The organism is Paenibacillus oralis, assembly GCF_003863965.1.
Classification (GTDB): Bacteria; Bacillota; Bacilli; order Paenibacillales; family Paenibacillaceae; genus Fontibacillus; species Fontibacillus oralis.
On record NZ_RRCN01000001.1, the window covers coordinates 6,199,924 to 6,213,914 of the forward strand.

At 58.5% G+C, this 13,991-nt stretch carries 11 protein-coding genes, 2 pseudogenes and 2 riboswitches; of the genes and pseudogenes, 8 read left to right on the forward strand and 5 right to left on the reverse strand.

The window, feature by feature from the left end; translation table 11 throughout:
- The first annotated feature begins 54 nt into the window (after positions 1-54).
- The 4 genes from proB (at position 55) to mtnB (ending at position 4,062) form a co-directional block, all read left to right on the forward strand.
- Positions 55-1,161, forward strand: a complete 1,107-nt coding sequence (gene proB / locus EHV15_RS27615; RefSeq protein ID WP_128634058.1) for a glutamate 5-kinase — start codon at positions 55-57, stop codon at positions 1,159-1,161.
- A gap of 31 nt (positions 1,162-1,192) precedes the next feature.
- Positions 1,193-2,440, forward strand: coding sequence for a glutamate-5-semialdehyde dehydrogenase (locus tag EHV15_RS27620; protein WP_128634059.1), 1,248 nt, complete (start codon positions 1,193-1,195; stop codon positions 2,438-2,440).
- A 68-nt stretch (positions 2,441-2,508) separates the two neighbouring features.
- Positions 2,509-3,369: a pyrroline-5-carboxylate reductase gene (proC, locus tag EHV15_RS27625; RefSeq protein ID WP_128634060.1), complete on the forward strand. Its 861-nt coding sequence runs from the start codon at positions 2,509-2,511 to the stop codon at positions 3,367-3,369.
- Between the two features lie 39 nt (positions 3,370-3,408).
- Positions 3,409-4,062 carry a methylthioribulose 1-phosphate dehydratase gene (gene mtnB / locus EHV15_RS27630; protein WP_128634061.1) on the forward strand — a complete coding sequence of 218 codons (654 nt, stop codon included), beginning with the start codon at positions 3,409-3,411 and terminating at the stop codon, positions 4,060-4,062.
- 105 nt (positions 4,063-4,167) lie between these two features.
- Here the strand turns inward: mtnB and gcvH are convergent, their stop codons facing one another.
- Positions 4,168-4,563 (reverse strand): glycine cleavage system protein GcvH, encoded by a 396-nt coding sequence (gcvH, locus tag EHV15_RS27635; RefSeq protein ID WP_246061804.1) that lies wholly within the window; start codon positions 4,561-4,563, stop codon positions 4,168-4,170.
- 199 nt (positions 4,564-4,762) lie between these two features.
- A riboswitch (glycine riboswitch) is annotated at positions 4,763-4,866 on the forward strand.
- Positions 4,867-5,008: riboswitch (glycine riboswitch) on the forward strand. It begins immediately after the preceding riboswitch.
- A gap of 102 nt (positions 5,009-5,110) precedes the next feature.
- Here gcvH and gcvT point away from each other — a divergent pair.
- The 4 genes and pseudogenes from gcvT to EHV15_RS38115 form a co-directional block, all read left to right on the forward strand.
- Entirely contained in the window at positions 5,111-6,241 is a 1,131-nt protein-coding gene (gene gcvT, locus EHV15_RS27640; RefSeq protein ID WP_128634063.1) for a glycine cleavage system aminomethyltransferase GcvT, read from the forward strand.
- A 19-nt stretch (positions 6,242-6,260) separates the two neighbouring features.
- Positions 6,261-7,625, forward strand: a complete 1,365-nt coding sequence (gcvPA, locus tag EHV15_RS27645; protein ID WP_128634064.1) for an aminomethyl-transferring glycine dehydrogenase subunit GcvPA — start codon at positions 6,261-6,263, stop codon at positions 7,623-7,625.
- Positions 7,613-8,626: pseudogene (gene gcvPB, locus EHV15_RS38110) on the forward strand (aminomethyl-transferring glycine dehydrogenase subunit GcvPB); the annotation flags it as partial. The gene gcvPA and the pseudogene gcvPB, both read left to right, overlap by 13 nt.
- Before the next feature lie 141 nt (positions 8,627-8,767).
- Positions 8,768-9,277 (forward strand): annotated as a pseudogene (locus EHV15_RS38115) (aminomethyl-transferring glycine dehydrogenase subunit GcvPB); the annotation flags it as partial.
- A 307-nt stretch (positions 9,278-9,584) separates the two neighbouring features.
- Here EHV15_RS38115 and EHV15_RS27660 read toward each other — a convergent pair.
- The 4 genes from EHV15_RS27660 to EHV15_RS27675 all read right to left on the reverse strand — a co-directional run bounded on the left by EHV15_RS27660 (position 9,585) and on the right by EHV15_RS27675 (position 13,942).
- Positions 9,585-10,496 carry an undecaprenyl-diphosphate phosphatase gene (locus tag EHV15_RS27660; protein ID WP_178075981.1) on the reverse strand — a complete coding sequence of 304 codons (912 nt, stop codon included), beginning with the start codon at positions 10,494-10,496 and terminating at the stop codon, positions 9,585-9,587.
- Between the two features lie 68 nt (positions 10,497-10,564).
- On the reverse strand, positions 10,565-11,188 hold the full coding sequence (locus tag EHV15_RS27665) for a DedA family protein (RefSeq protein WP_128635573.1): 624 nt from the start codon (positions 11,186-11,188) through the stop codon (positions 10,565-10,567).
- A gap of 44 nt (positions 11,189-11,232) precedes the next feature.
- On the reverse strand, positions 11,233-13,197 hold the full coding sequence (locus tag EHV15_RS27670; RefSeq protein WP_128634065.1) for an ABC transporter permease: 1,965 nt from the start codon (positions 13,195-13,197) through the stop codon (positions 11,233-11,235).
- On the reverse strand, positions 13,172-13,942 hold the full coding sequence (locus EHV15_RS27675) for an ABC transporter ATP-binding protein (protein WP_128634066.1): 771 nt from the start codon (positions 13,940-13,942) through the stop codon (positions 13,172-13,174). Before EHV15_RS27675 ends, EHV15_RS27670 begins: the two co-directional genes overlap by 26 nt.
- Positions 13,943-13,991: the final 49 nt, after the last annotated feature.

A 13,991-nucleotide genomic window follows, 5' to 3' on the forward strand; every position in this document is an offset into this window, starting at 1 on the left:
AGTTTTTTTATTTTGCGGGAGTTGATTATTCAAGTTTTGGAGGAGTGGTCACCCATGCTGCGTCGCATCGTCGTCAAAATCGGAAGCAGTTCACTGACTTCGTCGGAAGGAGGATTAAACCGGGACGCCGTCCGTTATTTCGCCGCCGAGCTGGCCGGCCTCATTCAGGCCGGATTCCAGCCCCTGCTCGTCACCTCCGGCGCCGTGGCCGCCGGCTTCCGCGAAATCGGCTACCCCGAGCGGCCGAAGCTGCTGCATGAGAAACAAGCGGCCGCGGCAGTAGGCCAGGCGCTGCTCATGCAAGCGTACCGCGAAGCGCTCGCCGAACATCGCGTATCTGCGGCCCAGGTGCTGCTTACCCGCTCCGATTTCCAGAACCGCAAACGGACGGGCAACGCGAGCATGGCGATCGAAGAACTGCTGCGCCAAGGCGTTCTGCCGATCATCAACGAAAACGACACCGTATCGCTGGACGAGTTGAAATTCGGAGACAACGACACGTTGTCGGCCCTGGTCGCCAATTTGATCAAAGCCGAGCATCTGCTCATTTTGACGGATATGGACGGGCTTTACACCAAAGATCCGCGCCTTGATCCAAATGCGACCCGCATCACCCGCGTCACGGAATTCACAAACGAGCTGTACGCGATCGCCGGCGGGGCGGGCTCTGCGGTCGGCACGGGCGGCATGCGCTCGAAAATCGACGCGGCCAAAATCGCCTCGATCGGCGGCGTTCCCGTCTTCGTCGGCAAGGTGGCGGAGCCCGGCGACCTTCAGGCCGCGCTGCGGGGAGATGGCCGCGGCACTTACTTCGAAGCGCACGGAGCCGCCCTGCCGCGCAAAAAGCAGTGGCTCGGCTTCTTCTCCACCCCGTTCGGGACGCTGACGGTCGACGACGGCGCCGAAGAAGCGCTCATTCACGGCGGACGCAGCCTGCTCCCGGTAGGCGTCAAAGCCGCGAACGGCCACTTCCATACGGGAGATGTCGTGGAAGTCGTCAATCCCAGTGGAGAAGTGCTCGGACGCGGGATCGTCAATTATGACGCCGAGCAGCTGCAGGAAATTCTCGGGCTGCCCAGCGCCGAGGTTATCAAAAAGCTGGATATCGTCCATCGGCTGGAGGTTATCCACCGGGACGAATGGATTTCGTTAAAATCATAATTCGAGGAATCATAAGAGGAGGTCTAAAACCATGAGTGAAGTCAGACAAAAAGCCGAGCGGGCCGCTGGCGCCGTATCCGCGCTGAACCGCCTGACGACGGAGCAAAAAAACGAAGCCCTGCTGGCCGCCGCACAAGCGCTTGTGGACGGCAGCGCAGCGATCATCGCGGCGAATGAGGAGGATTTACGGCGCGGCCGGGAGAACGGCACTTCCTCGTCGATGCTGGACCGGCTGGCCTTAAACGAGCAACGCATTGAAGGAATCGCCGAAGGGCTGCGGCAAATCGTCGCTTTGCCCGATCCGGTCGGAGACGTGCTGGAGACGATCGACCGCCCGAACGGGCTGCACATCGTGAAAAAGCGCGTACCGCTTGGCGTCATCGGGATCATTTATGAAGCCCGCCCCAACGTGACGGTTGATGCGATGGGACTCTGCCTCAAAACCGGCAACGCGGTCGTGCTGCGCGGCGGCTCCTCCGCCCTCGCCTCCAACCGCAAAATCGTCGAGATCATCCACGAGGCCTTGCGCGCCACCGCCATTCCGGTCGACGCCGTGCAGCTCATCGAGGACCCGAGCCGTTCGTCCGTCGACGAAATGCTGAAGCTGAACGGGCTGCTGGATGTCATCATCCCGCGCGGCGGCAGTTCGCTAATCCAAACGGTCGTACAAAACGCCACCGTGCCGGTCATCGAGACGGGAGCGGGTATCTGCCATACGTATGTGGACGCCTCCGCGAACCCGGAAATGGCCGCTTCCATCGCGCTCAACGCCAAAGTACAGCGCCCATCGGTATGCAATTCGATGGAAACGCTGCTCGTTCACGAAGACTTCGCAGCCCGGCATCTGGCCGATTTGGCGGACCGCTTCAAGGAGGCGGGCGTCGAATTAAGAGGCTGCGCAGCGACGAGACGCCTCATAGCCTGGGCGAATCCGGCAACCGATGAAGACTATGCGACCGAGTACAACGACTATATTTTGAATGTGAAGGTCGTTCGCAATCTGGAGGAAGCGCTGGATCACATCCGCCGTTTCGGCACCAAACACTCGGAATGCATCGTTACCGAAGACCGGCAAGCTGCGGAGCTGTTCCAGCAGGAAATCGATGCCGCCGCCGTGTACCACAATGCGTCCACCCGGTTTACGGACGGCTTTGAATTCGGCTTTGGCGCCGAAATCGGCATAAGCACGCAAAAACTGCACGCCAGAGGACCGATGGGTCTGCCTGCGCTGACATCCAGCAAATATATCATTTTGGGGAACGGGCAAATTCGGGAGTAAACCTGCAATAAGCCTGAAAAAAATCCTCGTTTGCCAATATCCATTCCCTACATCAGGAGGTAATTCCCATGAATCCGAACATATCCCTCGCCTCCGCCTCGATTTGCTTTTACGGCGCCGGTTCGATGGCCGAAGCGATCGTGCGCGGACTGATCCATAAAGGCGTCGCCGGCGCGGACCAGATCGCCATGCTGAACCGCTCGAGCCAGGAACGGCTTGCCTATTTGTCGCAAACTTACCGCGTCTCGGCCGCAAACGAGGAAGCCGCCAAATGGCAGCATCTCCGGGAAGCTTCGATCATTGTCCTGGCGATGAAGCCAAAGGATGCCGGGGAAGCGTTAAGCGAGCTCGGCCCGATGCTGCGCGAAGGGCAAATGATCGTCTCCCTGATCGCCGGCCTGTCGATCGAGACGATCCAGGCGCTGCTCGGCGGCAAAATTCCGGTCGCCCGGACGATGCCGAACACGTCCTGCTCCATCGGCCGCGGCGCAACCGGGATCTCCTTCTCCGCCGAAATGTCGGAGGAGCAAAAAGCGCAGGTATTGTCTATGTTTCAAGCGGTTGGCATGGTTAGCGTTATTCCGGAGGAACGGATGGAAATTCTGACCGGTGTTTCCGGCAGCGGCCCCGCATATATTTATTACATGATGGAAGCGATGATCGAAGCAGGCGTCGAAGGCGGCCTAACACCCGAGCAGGCGCGCGAGCTGACGGTGCAAACGGTGCTTGGCGCCGCCTTGATGATGGAGGAAACCGGCGAAAATCCGGCCAAGCTCCGGGCCGACATCACCTCGCCAAACGGCTCGACCCAGGCGGCGCTGGAGGTGCTCGAAGCGGGCGGGTTCCGGCCGAATGTGAAAGCCGCGGTGCACCGGGCCGCCGAACGGTCTTTGGAAATGGGCGAGGCGGTTCGAAAGTCGCTTCTGTAAGCCATTATTCTGGGTGAAGCACGAAGGAGGACGGCCAACATGAATTTTTCGGACATTCCGTTGGAAGAAAAACAAGCTGCGCTCAGCGAACTGCGCGGCGTCAAGGAACAGCTTGCCGCCCGCGGCTGGCTTCCCGCCATGAGCGGCAGCTTGTCCGTTCGGGTCGGCGGCTTCGCTCCGGGCAATTATCATTTTGCGGTGACGTCGGGCATGGAAGGCCGGACGAAGCTTCAGGCCGAGGAATTCCTGTTTGTGGACGCCGCCGCAACGCCAAGCGAAGCCACAATGCTAACGCCCGGCGAGGACGCGCCCATTCACGCGAAGATCTACCGGATGACCGGCTGCGGCGCGATTCTCCACGTGCACACCGTGTTTAACAATGTGCTCAGCGAATATTTCAGCGACGAAGGATTTGTCCCAATACAGGGCAACGAGCTGATCAAAGAGCTGGGCATCTGGGAGGAGGACGCCGCTGTCCGCATCCCGGTCGTGCGGAATTACGCCGGCATCGCCGAGCTGGAGAAGCGGATTCCCGCCGCGCTCGACACCCGCGTTCCCGGCTTATTGCTGCGGGGCCATGGCATCTACGCATGGGGCTCCACCGCGTTCGATGCCGTATCCCGTCTAGAAGCCTTCGAATTTATGTTCGAGGCGTTGTACCGCTTCCTCCTGCTCCCGCCCAAACGTAAATGACCGGACCAAGCAACCTCGCGGCCAGCGAAGCAAAAAGACGCAATGCGATAAGCAAGCCGCATTCTCATCGCTGCCGCGAGGTTATTTTTGACTGTCACAGGGCCTCTATCTTTCGAGAAACTCCGCGTAAGCTTTGGCATCCATCAACTTGGAAAAAGCGGCGGCGGGATCTTCATGAAGCTGAATCCGCACCATCCATCCCCCGTCGTAAGGTTCTTCATTCACCAGTTCGGGCGCCGCTTCCAGCTCCCCGTTGATCTCCAGCACCGTTCCGCTGACCGGCGTAAACAAATCCGCCACCGTTTTGACCGATTCGATCGTGCCGATGCCGTCCTGCGCTTCCACTTCCGTTCCAAGGTCCGGCAGCTCCACAAACACGATATCGCCCAAGCGATGCTGGGCCACGTCGGAAATGCCGATTTTTACCGTGCCGTCCCCCAAATCCAGCACCCATTCATGTTCATCGCTATACCACAGATTTTCTCTAATGTTGGCAGACAAGCTCATTCCTCCTCTTTCCGGATCTTTCTCGTTCAGATTATTCCAAACCTAGCTACGATGTCAATATTACTAACATAATTTATAGATTCAAAAAATGAAAGCGTTGCATTATACAAAAATAAAATAAAATTTATATTTTTATGATAAGTTTATTGACATATTTCGCGGTTTTGAGTATTAATGAAGATGTAATCAGCGGTTGAAGGCAGAGGGAGAGATTACAATTCCAACAAATTGTAACGCCGAAGGAGCAAGCCGCGCGGAAGCGGTGAATCTCTCAGGCAAAAGGACTTCTGCCGGACGCGTCTCTGGAGAGAATTCGTCTTTTAAGGTTTAGTTTAAGGCGGATCACCCAAGGGGAAACCTGCTTTATCAAAATGCCGAAGCGCACGATGCTGGCGTTTGCCGCAGGGTAACTCTCAGGTACAAAGGACAGAGCCGGAAATATCCGATTCGTTGCCGGTCGGAATTTCTTGGCCTGTCTTTTTATTTTTTCATGATATGTGCAGGTAAAATACGGCCCACCGCGGCCAAACGAGGTGATGAGATGTCCGAACCCCTATTGCAACGAACGCCGCTGCACTCTTGTTACTCCCGGTATGAAGGTGTCCGCTGCATCGATTTCGGCGGCTGGGAGCTGCCGGTGCAGTTCAGCGGCATTCAGAAGGAGCACGAGGCCGTGCGCGAGCGGGCCGGCTTGTTTGACGTATCGCATATGGGCGAGTTTTACGCCGAAGGTCCTGGAGCGGAAAGCTTTTTGCAGCGGATGACCACGAACGACGTGAGCCTGCTGGGGCCGGGAAAAGCCCAATACACCCTGCTCTGTTATCCGGACGGGGGCGTCGTCGACGATCTGCTGGTGTATAAACGGGACGAAGGCAAATATATGCTTGTCGTCAACGCCGCAAACATCGACAAGGATTGGGAATGGCTGCGGCGGCACCTGCCCGCCGAAGGCGTCAGTCTGCGCAACGTTTCCGCGGCCACGGCGCTGCTGGCGCTGCAGGGACCGCTGGCGGCCTCCATCCTTTCCCCGCTCTGCGAGGGGCATGATCCCGGCGCTTTGCGCCCCTTCACGTTTTATCCCGAGGCCCGGGCCTGCGGCATTAAAACGCTGCTCGCGCGCACCGGCTATACCGGCGAGGACGGGTTCGAGCTTTATGCGGCTGCGGAAGACGCCCCGGCCCTTTGGGACGCGCTGATGCGAGCCGGCGAGGCTCGCGGACTCGTTCCGGCGGGGCTCGGCGCCCGGGATACGCTGCGCTTTGAGGCCTGCCTCCCACTCTACGGGCAGGAGCTGTCGCAAAGCATCTCGCCGCTGGAAGCCGGCCTCGGCCGGTTCGTGAAATGGGACTCTGGCTCGTTTATAGGGCGCGAGGCGCTGCTCAAGCAGCGTGAAGATGGCGTTCCGCGGCGGCTGGTCGGTTTGGAGATGATCGACCGGGGTATTCCGCGCACGCATTACCCGGTATATGCGCCGGGCAGCGAGAGCCCGATCGGCGAAGTAACCACAGGCACACAATCCCCGACGCTCAAAACAAACCTCGGCCTGGCGCTGATCGCCAGCGCCCATGCGGCGGCCGGCACCGAACTCGAGGTTGAAATCCGCGGCAAACGGTTGAAAGCCAAAGTCGTCCCCCTGCCGTTTTATCGCCGCAACGCACTCGCCAAGCCGTGAAAGGAGAACGAGAAAACCTATGCTAAAACACCGCTATTTGCCGCTGACCGAACAAGACCGGGACGAAATGCTGGAGGCGATCGGCGCCCCTTCGATCGAAGCGCTGTTTCAGGATATTCCCGGGGAGATCCGCTTTAAAGACGAACTGCCGGTTTCCCCGCGGCTGGACGAATACACTTTAATCCGGCACATGTCCGCGCTCGCCGCGCGCAATGCCGACACCGACCGTTACGCCAGCTTCCTCGGCGCGGGCATTTACGATCATCATATTCCTTCCGTCGTCCAACATGTCATTTCCCGTTCCGAATTTTACACGGCTTATACGCCGTACCAGCCGGAGATCAGCCAGGGCGAGCTGCAGGCGATCTTTGAGTTCCAGTCCTACATCTGCGAGCTGACCGGCCTTAAGGTGGCCAACGCCAGCATGTACGACGGGGCGACGGCCCTCGCGGAAGCCGGTTCGCTGGCCGCGGCCGCCACCCGGCGCAAACGGCTGGTCGTGGCCCGGACCGTTCACCCCGAAGCGCGCGAGGTGCTTGCGACTTACGCGCGCGGCCTGAATCTGGAGATCGCGGAGGTCGGCTGGGATGCGGGTGTAACCGACCGTGGGGCGCTGGAGGCGGCCATCACGGAAGACACCGCCGCCGTGCTGGTGCAAAACCCGAATTTCTTCGGTTCCCTTGAAGATATCCGGGCCATTGGCGAGCTGATTCATGCTCGCGGGGGCCTCTTGATCGTCAGCTGCAACCCGCTGTCGCTGGGCCTGCTGGAAGCGCCGGGCAAACTCGGCGCGGATATCGTCGTCGGCGACGCGCAGCCGCTGGGCATCGCGCCTTCCTTTGGCGGCCCGACCTGCGGATTTTTCGCCGTGGCCGAAAGTTATATGCGCCGGATGCCCGGGCGGATCGTCGGGCAGACAACCGACCGGAACGGCAAGCGCGGGTTCGTGCTGACGCTGCAAGCCCGGGAGCAGCATATCCGCCGCGAAAAAGCGACCTCCAACATTTGCTCCAACCAGGCGCTGCTCGCCCTCGCCGCGTCCGTGTATATGTCGCTCATGGGCAAACAAGGCATGGCCGAGGCCGCGGAGCTGAATCTGCAAAAAGCGCATTACGCCAAAGCGCGCCTGGCTTCCGTCCCGGGCGTAAGCCTCCCCTTCCCGGCCCCGGTTTTTAATGAATTCGTCATCCGGCTCCCGGAAGATGCCGAGCCACAGCAGCTGCAGCAGGATCTGCTCGAGGCCGGATTTATCGGCGGATACGATTTGGGGCGAAGCTATCCCGAGCTCGCCGGACATGTGCTGATCGCCGTAACCGAAAAACGCAGCAAAGCGGAGATTGACCAATTCGCCAGCGTAATGGAGGAATCGATATGCGCGAAATAAATGAAACCAAGCCGGAGGAATTGCTAATTTTCGAACGCAGCCGTCCCGGAAGGATCGGCTACTCGCTGCCGGAATGCGATGTTCCCGCCGTGCCAAAGGAGGATCTGGTGCCGCCGGAAATGCTGCGCAGCGAGGGGCTTTCGTTCCCGGAAGTGTACGAGGTCGATGTCGTGCGTCATTATACCGCCTTGTCCCGCCGCAATTTCGGCGTTGATAACGGATTTTATCCGCTTGGCTCCTGCACGATGAAATACAATCCGAAAATCAACGAGGATGTGGCCCGTTATCCCGGCTTCGCCAAAATTCATCCGTATCAGCCAGAGGACAGCCTGCAGGGTGCACTGGAGCTGATGTACCGGCTGCAGCGGGACTTGGCCGGGATTACCGGTATGGACGAGGTCACCCTGCAGCCGGCCGCCGGGGCGCACGGGGAATGGACGGGCCTGATGATGATCCGCGCCTATCACGAAAGCCGCGGCGAGAAGCGGACGAAAGTGATCGTTCCGGATTCCTCGCACGGCACCAATCCGGCCAGCGCTGCGGTCGCCGGCTTTGAGGCGGTGACCATCCCTTCCACTGGACGCGGCATGGTCGATCTGGACGCGCTGCGGGCGGCTGTCGGCGAAGATACCGCCGCCCTCATGCTCACCAACCCGAACACGCTCGGCCTGTTTGAGCAGCAAATCGTGCAGATCGCCGAAATCGTCCATGCGGCCGGCGGCCTGCTGTATTATGACGGCGCCAATTCGAACGCCATTATGGGGATTACGCGGCCCGGCGACATGGGCTTTGACGTCGTCCACCTCAACCTGCACAAAACGATGAGCACGCCGCATGGCGGCGGCGGCCCCGGTGCGGGCCCGGTCGGCGTCAAAAAGCTGCTCGCGCCGTTTCTCCCCGATCCGACGGTCGTCCTGGACGAATCAGGCCGTTACGCCATCCGCGGCCGGCGCGCGGAAGGAGCGGCAGGCTTCGTCCCGCCGGCAGGCACGGAAAACCCGCCCGGTTCGGCTGGTTCGGCTGGTTCGGCTGGCTCGGTTGGTTCCGGCGGCTCGTCCGTCTCTCCGGCTTCTGCCGCCTCCGGCGGCTCACCCAGTTCAGCCCCCGGAGGCGGCGGCGGCTTGCCGGGCACACAAGGCTCAGCCTCCATCGGCCGGGTCAAAGCGTTTTATGGCAATTTCGGCATTCTCGTCCGCGCTTACGCCTATATCCGCAGCCTGGGCCCGGAGGGACTCCGCCAGGTTTCGGAAAACGCCGTGCTGAACGCCAACTATATGATGAAGCGCCTAGCACCTTTTTACGAGCTCCCTTACCCGGATCAGCCGTGCAAACATGAATTCGTCATGTCCGGCAGCGGGCTCGCCCAATACGGCATTCGCACGCTTGACGTCGCCAAGCGCCTGCTGGACTTTGGCTACCACCCGCCGACCATCTATTTCCCGCTGAACGTCGAGGAATGCATCATGATCGAGCCGACGGAGACCGAAAGCAAGGAGACGCTGGACGGCTTTATCGATTGTATGATTACCATCGCCAAGGAAGCGGAGACAAATCCGGAAGTGCTGCTAAACGCGCCGTATACCACAACGGTCACACGCCTGGACGAAACCGGCGCCGCCCGCAAGCCGGTGCTGAACTGCGCCTGCGGGTAAACAGACATCACTGTACGTCACACCAGATGCAAAAGTGCAGTTGATTTTCGCCAAAACGCCCCAAAACGGCTGATCAGGTGCAAAAGTGCAGTTCATTTCCAGATAAAACACTAATATTTCCCAATTTAGGCCGAATTAACTGTACTTTTGCATTTCAAACGCTCAAAAATGGGAGTTTGCGACAGATGAAATGTACTTTTGCATTTCCTCGCAATAAGCCAAGACAACTAGGGAACGAAGACACTGAAAAAGCAAAACCGCCTTCCCGGGAAGGCGGTTAATTTATGTTCCACGTATAAGACCCGGCTTAAAAGAAGAACACGAAATAGATCACGATCGCCAGCAAAATCCGGTATATCGCAAATGGTACCAGCTTGACGCGGTTGATCAGTTTCAGGAAAAAGCGGATCGACAGCAGCGCAAACACAAACGCGCTTATAAACCCGGCGATAAAAAACGGCAGCGCGGCCGGTGTAAAATATTCCAGGTTTTTGACCAGCGAAAGGGCGCTCGCCCCGGCCATAATCGGCACCGCCATGATGAAGGTGAAGTCGGCGGCCGCCCGGTGGCTTAAGCCCAGCAGTACCCCGCCGGAAATCGTCGATCCCGAACGGGAGAAGCCCGGCCAAATCGACAAGCATTGGAAAAGGCCGATCGCAAACGCCTGCTTGTAAGTAATTTGATCGACGGTTTCCACCTTGGCCCGCTTTGGCGCAAAGCGGTCGGCCACAATCATGAGCACGGCCCCAACCACCAAACCAATCAATACCGTTGCCGTCGAAAAAAGATACTCATCGATATAATTCTCAAGCAAAACGCCCAAAACTCCGGCCGGGATCAACCCGACAATGACCTGGGCCAGCTTGAGGCGCGAACCGCCGCCATGTTTAAGCTGTCGAGGCTGATACGACCCGTCCTCCGCCACCATCATCTCGTCGGACCACTCCGAAGAGCCCCTTTTTTTTCCAAAAAAACGCGACAGTCCGAGCAGTTCCATAAACCGGTTCCAGAACACGACGACCACGGCCAAAATCGAGCCAAGCTGCACCACGACTTTAAACGTGTTGGCTACGTATTTGGAGCCCAGCAGTTGTTCGGTCCGCAGCCACATATCGTCCACAATGATCATATGCCCTGTCGACGAGACGGGAGCAAATTCCGTAAGTCCTTCCACCATCCCCAGAATAATCGCTTTGATCAGATGCAAAAAATCAATCATTTCAGCTTCTCCTTTGCTAGTCAATCAATCCATCCGTCATTCTACCATTCTGCCTATGATCTCGTCCATTAGTCCGCCGACTTCTCCGGCTGCTCCGGCGTCCGGCGGGCGGCGCCTCTTCTTCTGCGCAGCCAAAGCACTAGCACGGCCGCCGCGGCTACGGCAATCACCCCGTAGGCGATATGGGAATAAACGTCCATAAACTCGACGATTTTTTCCCAGGAGCCTCCCACCGCCGCACCGACCAATACGAGGGCCACATTCCAAATCAACGTACCGATCGTCGTAAACAGCAGGAACAGTCCGAACTTCATTTTAGACATCCCTGCCGGCACGGAAATCAGGCTGCGGATCAGCGGGATCATGCGGCAGAACAGCACCGTCCAGTAGCCGTAGCGGTCAAACCAGGCGTCCGCTCTGCGGATGTCCTCCTTCTTGAGGCGGAGAAAACGCCCGTAGCGTCCAATCCAGCCCTCCAGCCGGTCCACGTTAACCAGCAAACCGATCCCGTACAGGATCACCGCCCCCAAGATCGAACCCAAGGTGGAGGCGATGATGACCCCGGCCGGAGTCAGGCTGGTGTAAGTAGTCATAAATCCGCCAAACGTCAAAATCACTTCCGATGGAATCGGGGGAAACACATTTTCCAGGGCGATGAGCAGAAAAACACCGAAATACCCGTACTGCTCCATAAAATCCGTAATCCAATTATTTTCCACGTCGTACCTCCAAACGTTTATCGAATCGCTTTTTTCACATTGCGCAAATAACGGGCCCGAATCATCAGAAAATAGGCGGCTTGCGCAAGCAAGAAGCTGGCCAAAATCACAACCGTCTGCCATGCCACGGAGAAGCTGAACAAACTCTGCATCGCCTTAAACGCGAATAAGCTGTGCACGATCGCCAGCGCAATCGGAACGAAAAACAACAAGCCCACCTGCCGGGTGACGATGCCGGCCAGTTCTTTTTCCGTCAGTCCCAGCTTCGCCAGTGTCCCGTACTGCCGCCGGTCATACTCCAGATCGCTGTACAGCCGAAAATAAAGGAAGCTTCCCGCCGCGATGAAAAAGACCGTTCCGACCAGCAAGGCAAACAGCAGCAGCGCCCGGTACGTCGTCCGCTGCACCTCGTATAACGTGCCGCTTACCGTCAAGGCATAAGGCTTACCCATGTCGTAGCGCATTCTCCCGTGATCCGTCAGCTCCGCCGCTACGCCAAGCGTCGATTCCAGCTTATCAACATAGAATCCGGTGAAACGGTCGACCCGCTGCGGCGCATCCTTTGCCGCCTCCAGCCGCTCCAGCAGTTCATCGCTTACGACCAGGCCGGAAAAGGTGCCCTCCAGATCATTCCCCGCCCGCTCGATCAAAGATTCCGGGATGGCTACATGCCGCGTCAGTCCGCTTTCCCGGACCTGGATGCCCGCCCCTCCGGCGAACACATACACGTCCGGTTTTCGTTGCTCCAGCAGCCGAAACTCCCGCTCCGAGCTGAGCAGCATCAACGCCTCCCCGTCCGCGGGTTCCTTCTCGTCAAAAGCGATCCCCGCCGCCGTCACGGCCCGTTTATAGCCGGAAAACGAAATCAGCGGCATCCACGCTACGGGAAAATCGGAAGTCGAAGATACGACCTTGGCATAATTAATCGGCAAACTTTCCGTACGATACGGCACTCCTTTAGCGTCCAGCTCGCCGCGAATCCGCCGCAGATGGCTCTCCTCCACACTGCTTCCCGCCTTGGCGACGTACCCGATATCGGCCGGGTAATCTTGCGCAAACCCGTTCGCCAGCCGGTTAATCGAGGCAAAAGTCCCTACTGCGCAAAACGCCATCGTCGCGATGATGGTGACGAGAAAAAACATCCGCGCGTTTTCCTTCATCCGGTAGGCCAGGCTCGACACCGTGACTATATTCGTTTTTTTCCAATAAAAACGCAGCCGTTTTTGCGCCGCCTTGATCAAAAAGACGCTGAGCTGCGTATAGAAAAAATACGTTCCCGCGATCGTCATCGCCGTTACCGGAAGCATGCGGATCAGCACGTTTGAGGCCGTCGCCGTCGCCGCCAGCGTATATGCGCCGCCGAGCAGCCCGGCCGCGAGCAGCGATAAGGCGGCCGACGTCCGCGGCGGCCCCGCCGGCTTCATCCCGGCCTGAAACAGCTCGATCAGCCGGTGGGAGCCGAGCAGCAGCGTCGTGCAGAGCGAGATCAGCAGAAACAGCAGCAAAAACGCGGCGACCGTCAGCAGCAGGCTGGGCCAGGGGACGCGAAACGGCAGCGAAGATACGCCCAGCAGCTCGGAAGCGGCCAGCAAAAACAGCTTGGCCGTCAGCAGCCCGGCGCCGATTCCGCACAATATGGAGCTTGCTCCGATCAGCATATTTTCCAGAAACACGAGCTTGCGCAGCTGCCTCTCCGTCATCCCGTGCAGCAGCATAATGCCGAAATCCCGTTTGCGGGAACGCAGGAACGAGCCTACGGAATAGATCACGAAGAAAAAAGCGAACACATACATGACCACTTCCGCCGTGGTGAGCACGAGCAGCGCCGAGCTGTACACGACTTGCCCGCGCAGGCCGGGATGAAACAGGAACAGCGCGCAGACAAAAAAGATCATCACGGAAAACGAACTGCTCAGGAAATAAGCGGCATATGTCCGTTTGTTCCGGAGCACGTTGTTAAAGGCGAATTGACGAAAGGTCATGGCTGTCCCCTCCCAGCAGCGACAGCATGTCGATGATTTTCTGAAAAAAAGCCTGCCGGTTGTCCCCGCGGTAAATCTCGTTATACAGCTTGCCGTCTTTGATAAAAACAACCCGGTGACAGTAGCTTGCCGCCAGCGCGTCATGCGTGACCATCATGATCGTCGCTTCGTACGACCCGTTCATGGCGGCGAACGCCTCCATCACATCCCGCGACGCTTTGGAGTCAAGATTGCCCGTCGGCTCGTCGGCCAAAATCAGCGACGGCTCATGGATCAGCGCGCGGGCGATCGCCGTCCGCTGCATTTGCCCGCCCGACATCTCAAAGGTACGCTTGCTTAGGATGCCTTCGATGCCGAGCCGGCGCGCCATCTCCCGCGCCTTCGCCTTCATTTCCGGGACCGGCGCCCCGTCCAGCGTTAAGGGCAGCACGATGTTTTCTTCCGCCGTCAGCGTGTCGAGCAGGTTGAAATGCTGAAAAATGAACCCAAGCTCGCGCCGCCGGAACAAAGCCGTCTGCTCCTTGTTCAGCCGGTGCGGATCCTGACCGCTTAGGATCACTTCTCCGGAGGTTGGCTCGTCGATGGTGGCGATGACGTTCAGCAGCGTCGTTTTGCCGCTGCCCGACGGCCCCATAATGCCGACGAATTCGCCCTTCTCAATCCGGAACGTGACCCCGTCCAGCGCTTTGGTGGCGATTTTGCCTTCATATATTTTGGATAGTCCATGCACTTCCAGCACCGCCATATGGCCTTAAGCTCCTTTACTCGGTGGGATGTCTCCATTATATAAAGAC